General features: G+C 59.2%; 4 protein-coding genes. 3 read left to right on the top strand and 1 reads right to left on the bottom strand.

Features of this window, described 5'->3' with window-relative positions; genetic code table 11:
- The first annotated feature begins 91 nt into the window (after positions 1 to 91).
- Together HT737_RS12120 and bfr are read left to right on the top strand one after the other, a co-directional pair.
- The gene (locus tag HT737_RS12120) at positions 92 to 1,546 is read left to right on the top strand and encodes a catalase (protein WP_095668188.1); all 1,455 of its coding nucleotides are present in this window, start codon (positions 92 to 94) and stop codon (positions 1,544 to 1,546) included.
- Between the two features lie 150 nt (positions 1,547 to 1,696).
- Positions 1,697 to 2,161: a bacterioferritin gene (bfr, locus tag HT737_RS12115; protein ID WP_003228714.1), complete on the top strand. Its 465-nt coding sequence runs from the start codon at positions 1,697 to 1,699 to the stop codon at positions 2,159 to 2,161.
- A gap of 64 nt (positions 2,162 to 2,225) precedes the next feature.
- On the opposite strand, the gene uvrA is transcribed toward bfr, so the two are convergent.
- Positions 2,226 to 5,060, bottom strand: a complete 2,835-nt coding sequence (uvrA, locus tag HT737_RS12110) for an excinuclease ABC subunit UvrA (protein WP_047296905.1) — start codon at positions 5,058 to 5,060, stop codon at positions 2,226 to 2,228.
- Between the two features lie 191 nt (positions 5,061 to 5,251).
- On the opposite strand from uvrA, the gene HT737_RS12105 reads away from it, so the two are divergent.
- The coding region (locus tag HT737_RS12105) for an MFS transporter (RefSeq protein WP_182402666.1) at positions 5,252 to 6,136 on the top strand (885 nt) is incomplete at its 3' end.

Below are 6,136 nucleotides of genomic sequence, written 5' to 3'. Positions count from 1 at the left end.
AATAAAATTTGTAGGTGTTAGATCGATGATCAATACTTCCCAGCAAGCCGATTAGCCGGCAGTTTCAAGACTGACAGAGGAAGAAGACCGTATGAGCCAGTTCAAAACGCTTACGACCGCCAGTGGCGCACCTGTCGCTGATAACCAGAATTCTCGCTCCGCCGGCCCTCGTGGCCCGCTGCTGCTCGACGATTTTCACCTGATCGAGAAACTTGCCCACTTCAACCGTGAAAACATTCCTGAGCGTCGTGTGCACGCCAAGGGCTCAGGTGCTTACGGTACGTTCACTGTCACTCGCGATATCACTGAATACACCAGCGCCAAACTGTTTGAGTCCGTGGGCAAGCAAACCCCAACATTCCTGCGCTTCTCCACTGTAGGCGGTGAACGCGGCTCGGCTGACACCGAGCGTGATCCACGTGGTTTCGCCCTGAAGTTCTACACCGAAGAAGGCAACTGGGACATCGTTGGCAACAACACTCCGGTGTTCTTCATTCGTGACCCGCTGAAGTTTCCTGACTTTATCCACACCCAGAAGCGTCTGCCGCAGAGCAACCTGAAAAGCGCGCAAATGATGTGGGACTTCTGGTCGCATTCGCCTGAAGCGCTGCACCAAGTGACCATTCTGTTTTCGGATCGTGGGATTCCCGACGGCTATCGTCATATGCATGGCTTTGGCAGCCACACCTACAGCCTGATCAACGCTCGAGGCGAGCGTCACTGGGTGAAATGGCACTACAAGACCCGGCAAGGGATCAAAAACCTCGCGCCGGCCGAGGCCGCGCGTCTCGCGGGTACCGACCCGGATTACGCTCAGCGTGACCTGTTCGAGGCCATCGAGCGTGGTGACTTCCCGAAATGGCGCGTGTGCATTCAGATCATGACTGAGGCTCAAGCTGCAGCGCATTACGAGAACCCGTTCGACGTGACCAAGACTTGGTCGCAGAAGGAGTTCCCGCTGATCGAAGTCGGCGAACTGGAACTGAACCGCAACCCGCTGAACTACTTCGCAGAAGTCGAGCAAGCCGCATTCGGTCCAAGCAATATGGTGCCAGGTGTTGGTCTGTCGCCGGATCGCATGCTGCAAGGTCGCGTATTCGCTTACGCCGATGCACACCGCTATCGCGTCGGCACCAACCACCAGCAATTGCCGGTGAATGCGCCGCGCAGCCCGGTCAATACCTACCAGCGCGACGGCTCGATGGCGTTCGGCAGCAACGGTGGTGCAGCGCCTAACTACGAGCCCAACAGCTACGTGGAATCACCGAAGCAGGCGCCGCGTTACGCTGAGCCTTCGTTGGCCTTGAGCGGTCCGGCAGATCGTTACGATCATCGCGAGGACAGCGATTACTACAGCCATGCGGGTGCGTTGTTCCGATTGATGAATGACGAACAGAAAGCGCTTCTGGTCAGCAACATCGCCGGCGCCATGAGCGGTGTTTCACCCGACGTGGTTGACCGTCAGTTGCAGCATTTCTTCAAAGCCGATCCGGCGTATGGAGAAGCAATCGCAAAGCTGCTCGACGTACAGCTTAACGAAGTCTAAACGAGAAGCAGAACCGCCCTCATTGAGGGCGGTTTTTGCGTTATTTCGCCAGCTTTTCTCAGAACATCTTCGCTTTTATTGCGCAAAACGGGTGACCTTCCGGTCGGCTTGGTTCAAACTACCGACTTTCAAGCAGGGAGATGTAGGGCGATGCAAGGCCACCCAGATGTTATCGATTACCTCAACACGTTGCTGACCGGCGAATTGGCCGCGCGTGACCAATATTTTGTTCACTCGCGGATGTATGAGGACTGGGGTTTCACCAAGCTCTACGAACGAATCAACCATGAGATGGAAGAAGAAGCCGGTCACGCCGACGCACTGATGCGCCGGATCCTGATGCTCGAAGGCACGCCGCGCATGCGCCCGGACGATCTCGACGTCGGTACCACCGTTCCGGAGATGCTCGAAGCCGATCTGCGTCTCGAGTACAAAGTTCGCGCCGCTCTGTGCAAAGGCATTGAGTTGTGCGAGCAGCACAAGGATTACGTCAGTCGCGAGATCCTGCGTGTTCAGCTCAACGACACCGAAGAAGATCACACCTATTGGCTGGAAAAACAGTTGGGCCTGATCAAGCTCATCGGTCTCGAGAATTACCTGCAATCGCACACCTGATTGCGCAGACACAAAAAAGCCCCTGTCACTGTACAAGTGACAGGGGCTTTTTCATGCCCTCAGATCAGGCCCGATCGCGAATCAACAATGGCTTGAGGTAGTGACCGGTGTGAGATTGCTTCATCTCGGCCACTTCCTCCGGCGTGCCGGTGGCGATGATCTGCCCACCCTTGGAGCCGCCTTCCGGCCCCAGGTCCACCAGCCAGTCGGCGGTCTTGATCACGTCCAGGTTGTGTTCGATCACCACCACTGTGTTGCCGTGGTCGCGCAGGCGATGCAACACGTCGAGCAGTTGCTGGATATCCGCGAAATGCAGGCCGGTGGTCGGCTCGTCGAGGATATACAGGGTCTTGCCGGTGTCACGCTTGGACAGCTCGCGAGACAGCTTGACCCGCTGTGCTTCACCACCGGACAGCGTGGTCGCAGACTGCCCGAGCTTGATGTACGACAGGCCCACATCCATCAACGTCTGCAGCTTGCGCGCCAGTGCAGGCACCGCGTCGAAGAACTCCCGTGCCTCCTCGATAGTCATCTCGAGGGTTTCGTGGATGCTCTTGCCCTTGTATTTGATCTCAAGGGTTTCGCGGTTGTAGCGCTTGCTCTTGCACACATCGCACGGCACGTAGATATCCGGCAGAAAGTGCATTTCGACCTTGATCAGACCATCGCCCTGACAGGCCTCGCAGCGCCCGCCCTTGACGTTGAACGAGAAACGCCCAGGGCCGTAACCACGGGAGCGCGATTCGGGCACACCGGCAAACAGTTCGCGGATGGGGGTGAACAGCCCGGTGTAGGTCGCCGGGTTGGAGCGCGGCGTGCGGCCGATCGGGCTCTGGTCGATATCGACGACCTTGTCGAGATGCTCCAGGCCCTTGATGCTGTCGTGCGCGGCCGCTTCCAGCGTGGTGGCACCGTTGAGTGCAGTAGCGCTCAACGGGAACAGCGTGTTGTTGATCAGCGTGGATTTGCCGGAGCCGGAAACGCCGGTCACGCAGGTCAGCAGGCCGATCGGAATTTCCAGATCGACATTGCGCAGGTTGTTGCCGCGCGCGCCTTTGAGCGACAGCGTCAGCTTCTTGTTGCGCGGCGTGCGTTTGGCCGGTACTTCGATCTTCACCCGGCCCGACAGGTATTTACCGGTCAACGAGTCCGGGTGCGCCATGACTTCGGCGGGCGTTCCTTCCGCCACGATCTGCCCGCCATGCACGCCGGCACCCGGGCCGATATCCACTACATAGTCGGCCAGGCGAATCGCGTCTTCATCGTGTTCGACCACAATCACCGTGTTGCCGATATCGCGCAGGTGCTTGAGGGTGCCGAGCAAGCGGTCGTTATCGCGCTGGTGCAAGCCAATGGAGGGTTCGTCGAGGATGTACAGCACTCCGACCAGACCGGCGCCGATCTGGCTGGCCAGACGAATCCGCTGTGCCTCGCCGCCGGACAATGTGTCAGCGCTGCGGTCGAGGGACAGATAGTCGAGGCCGACGTTGACCAGAAACTGCAGGCGCTCGCGGATTTCCTTGAGGATCTTGTCGGCGATCTCGCCACGGCGGCCGGTCATCTTCAGCTCGCCGAAGTACTCGCAGGCATCGCCGATCGGCAGGTTGGTCACCGCTGGCAGGGTTTTCTCGCCGACCCAAACGTGCCGCGCTTCACGACGCAGACGGGTGCCACGGCAATCCGGGCAGGCCTGGGTGCTGAGGAACTTGGCCAATTCTTCGCGGACGCTGGCCGATTCGGTTTCGCGGTAGCGGCGCTCAAGGTTAGGCACGATGCCTTCGAACGGATGCGAACGTTTGACGATGTCGCCGCGGTCGTTGAGGTACTTGAAGTCGACATTCTGTGAGCCGCTGCCGTGCAGGATGTGCTTCTGCTGTTCGGCGGTCAGCTCGTTGAATGGCTTCTCAAGACTGAACTTGTAGTGCGAGGCCAGTGAGCCGAGCATCTGGAAGTAATAGACGTTGCGCCGGTCCCAGCCGCGAATCGCGCCCTCGGCCAGGGTCAGTTCACCGTTGACCAGGCGCTTGATGTCGAAGAACTGTTTCACACCCAGACCATCACAGGTCGGGCAGGCGCCAGCCGGGTTGTTGAAAGAGAACAGCTTCGGCTCGAGCTCGCTGATCGCGTGGCCGCAGATCGGGCAGGCAAAACGCGCGGAGAAGATCATCTCTTCGCCCGGCTCATCGTCCATCGGCGCCACCAGGGCAATGCCGTCCGCCAGCTTGAGAGCGGTTTCGAACGATTCGGCCAGACGCTGCTGCAGGTCGGCACGGACCTTGAAACGGTCGACGATGACATCGATCGAGTGCTTCTTCTGTTTGTCCAGTTTCGGCAGCTCGTCGAGCTCGCAGATGCGGCCATTGACCCGCGCCCGGACGAAGCCTTGGGCGCGCAGCTCTTCGAACACCGACAGGTGTTCACCTTTGCGTTCGCGAACAACCGGCGCCAGCAACATCAGCTTGCTGCCTTCCGGCTGCGCCAGCACCAGGTCAACCATCTGGCTGACGGTCTGCGCTTCCAGCGGAATGTCGTGATCCGGGCAGCGTGGCGTACCGACGCGTGCATACAGCAAACGCAGGTAATCGTAGATTTCGGTGATGGTGCCGACCGTGGAGCGCGGGTTGTGCGAGGTCGACTTCTGCTCGATGGAGATGGCTGGCGACAAACCTTCAATGGTGTCGACGTCGGGTTTTTCCATCATCGACAGGAACTGTCGGGCGTAGGCCGACAGGGATTCGACATAGCGGCGCTGACCTTCGGCGTACAGCGTGTCGAAGGCCAGGGACGACTTGCCGGATCCGGACAGGCCGGTGATGACGATCAGTTTGTCCCGTGGCAGGGTCAGGTCGATGTTCTTCAGGTTGTGGGTACGGGCCCCACGTATCAGGATCTTGTCCAAAGTGGCCTCGCTCGGCGGGCGTCGAAAACGTAGGAGTATACGGGCAAATACTGGATGGATGCACACTATCAAATGAAGGGTTTTTTGCCTTGCATGAAGAGAGTTTCATCTATACGCGTCATAGCGTCGCGATATACCCCGTCTTTCGATGGGACTGGTAGAATCGCCGCCGGTTCACACGAGGTTTTTCCATGCACGATCCCCACAGCGAACGCATGAGTGGCAGCGAGACCCGCGCAGCGAGCGGTCTGGCCCTGGTGTTCGCCTTCCGTATGCTTGGCATGTTCATGGTGTTGCCGGTCCTGGCGACCTACGGCATGGACCTGGCGGGAGCGACCCCGGCCCTGATCGGGCTGGCGATTGGCGCTTACGGCCTGACCCAGGCGATTTTCCAGATTCCGTTCGGGATCATTTCCGACCGCATCGGCCGGCGTCCGGTGATTTTCCTCGGGCTGATCGTTTTCGCCCTCGGCAGTGTGCTGGCGGCTCAGGCCGATTCGATCTGGGGCGTGATTGCCGGACGCATCCTGCAGGGGGCCGGGGCAATTTCTGCGGCGGTGATGGCGTTGCTTTCCGACCTGACCCGTGAACAACACCGCACCAAAGCCATGGCCATGATTGGCATGACCATCGGTCTGTCGTTCGCCGTGGCGATGGTGGTCGGGCCGTTGTTGACCCGGGCCTTTGGCCTGTCCGGACTGTTTCTCGCCACCGGCGGCATGGCGCTGGTGGGCATCCTGATCATTATGTTCATGGTGCCGAAATCCACCGGGCCGCTGAGCCATCGTGAATCCGGCGTGGCGCGTCAGGCCTTGATGCCGACACTCAAGCATCCGGACCTGTTGCGCCTGGACCTCGGCATCTTTGTGTTACATGCCATGTTGATGTCCAGCTTCGTTGCCTTGCCGCTGGCACTGGTGGAAAGAGCCGGGTTGCCCAAGGAGCAGCACTGGTGGGTCTATCTCACCGCGCTGCTGATCTCTTTCTTCGCCATGATTCCGTTCATCATCTACGGCGAGAAGAAACGCAAAATGAAACGAATCTTGCTTGGCGCCGTCCTGACGCTGATGCTCACT

Source organism: Pseudomonas sp. MD195_PC81_125 (genome assembly GCF_014060985.1).
Taxonomy (GTDB): domain Bacteria; phylum Pseudomonadota; class Gammaproteobacteria; order Pseudomonadales; family Pseudomonadaceae; genus Aquipseudomonas; species Aquipseudomonas parakoreensis.
Note: the sequence above shows the minus strand (reverse complement) of the source record. Positions and strands in the feature narration are given on the sequence as shown.

What these genes read in the sequence shown, in the direction of transcription:
- HT737_RS12120 (WP_095668188.1), top strand. Translation starts at nt 92, where the DNA reads ATGAGCCAGTTCAAAACGCTTACGACCGCCAGTGGCGCACCTGTCGCT.
- bfr (WP_003228714.1), top strand. Translation starts at nt 1,697, where the DNA reads ATGCAAGGCCACCCAGATGTTATCGATTACCTCAACACGTTGCTGACC.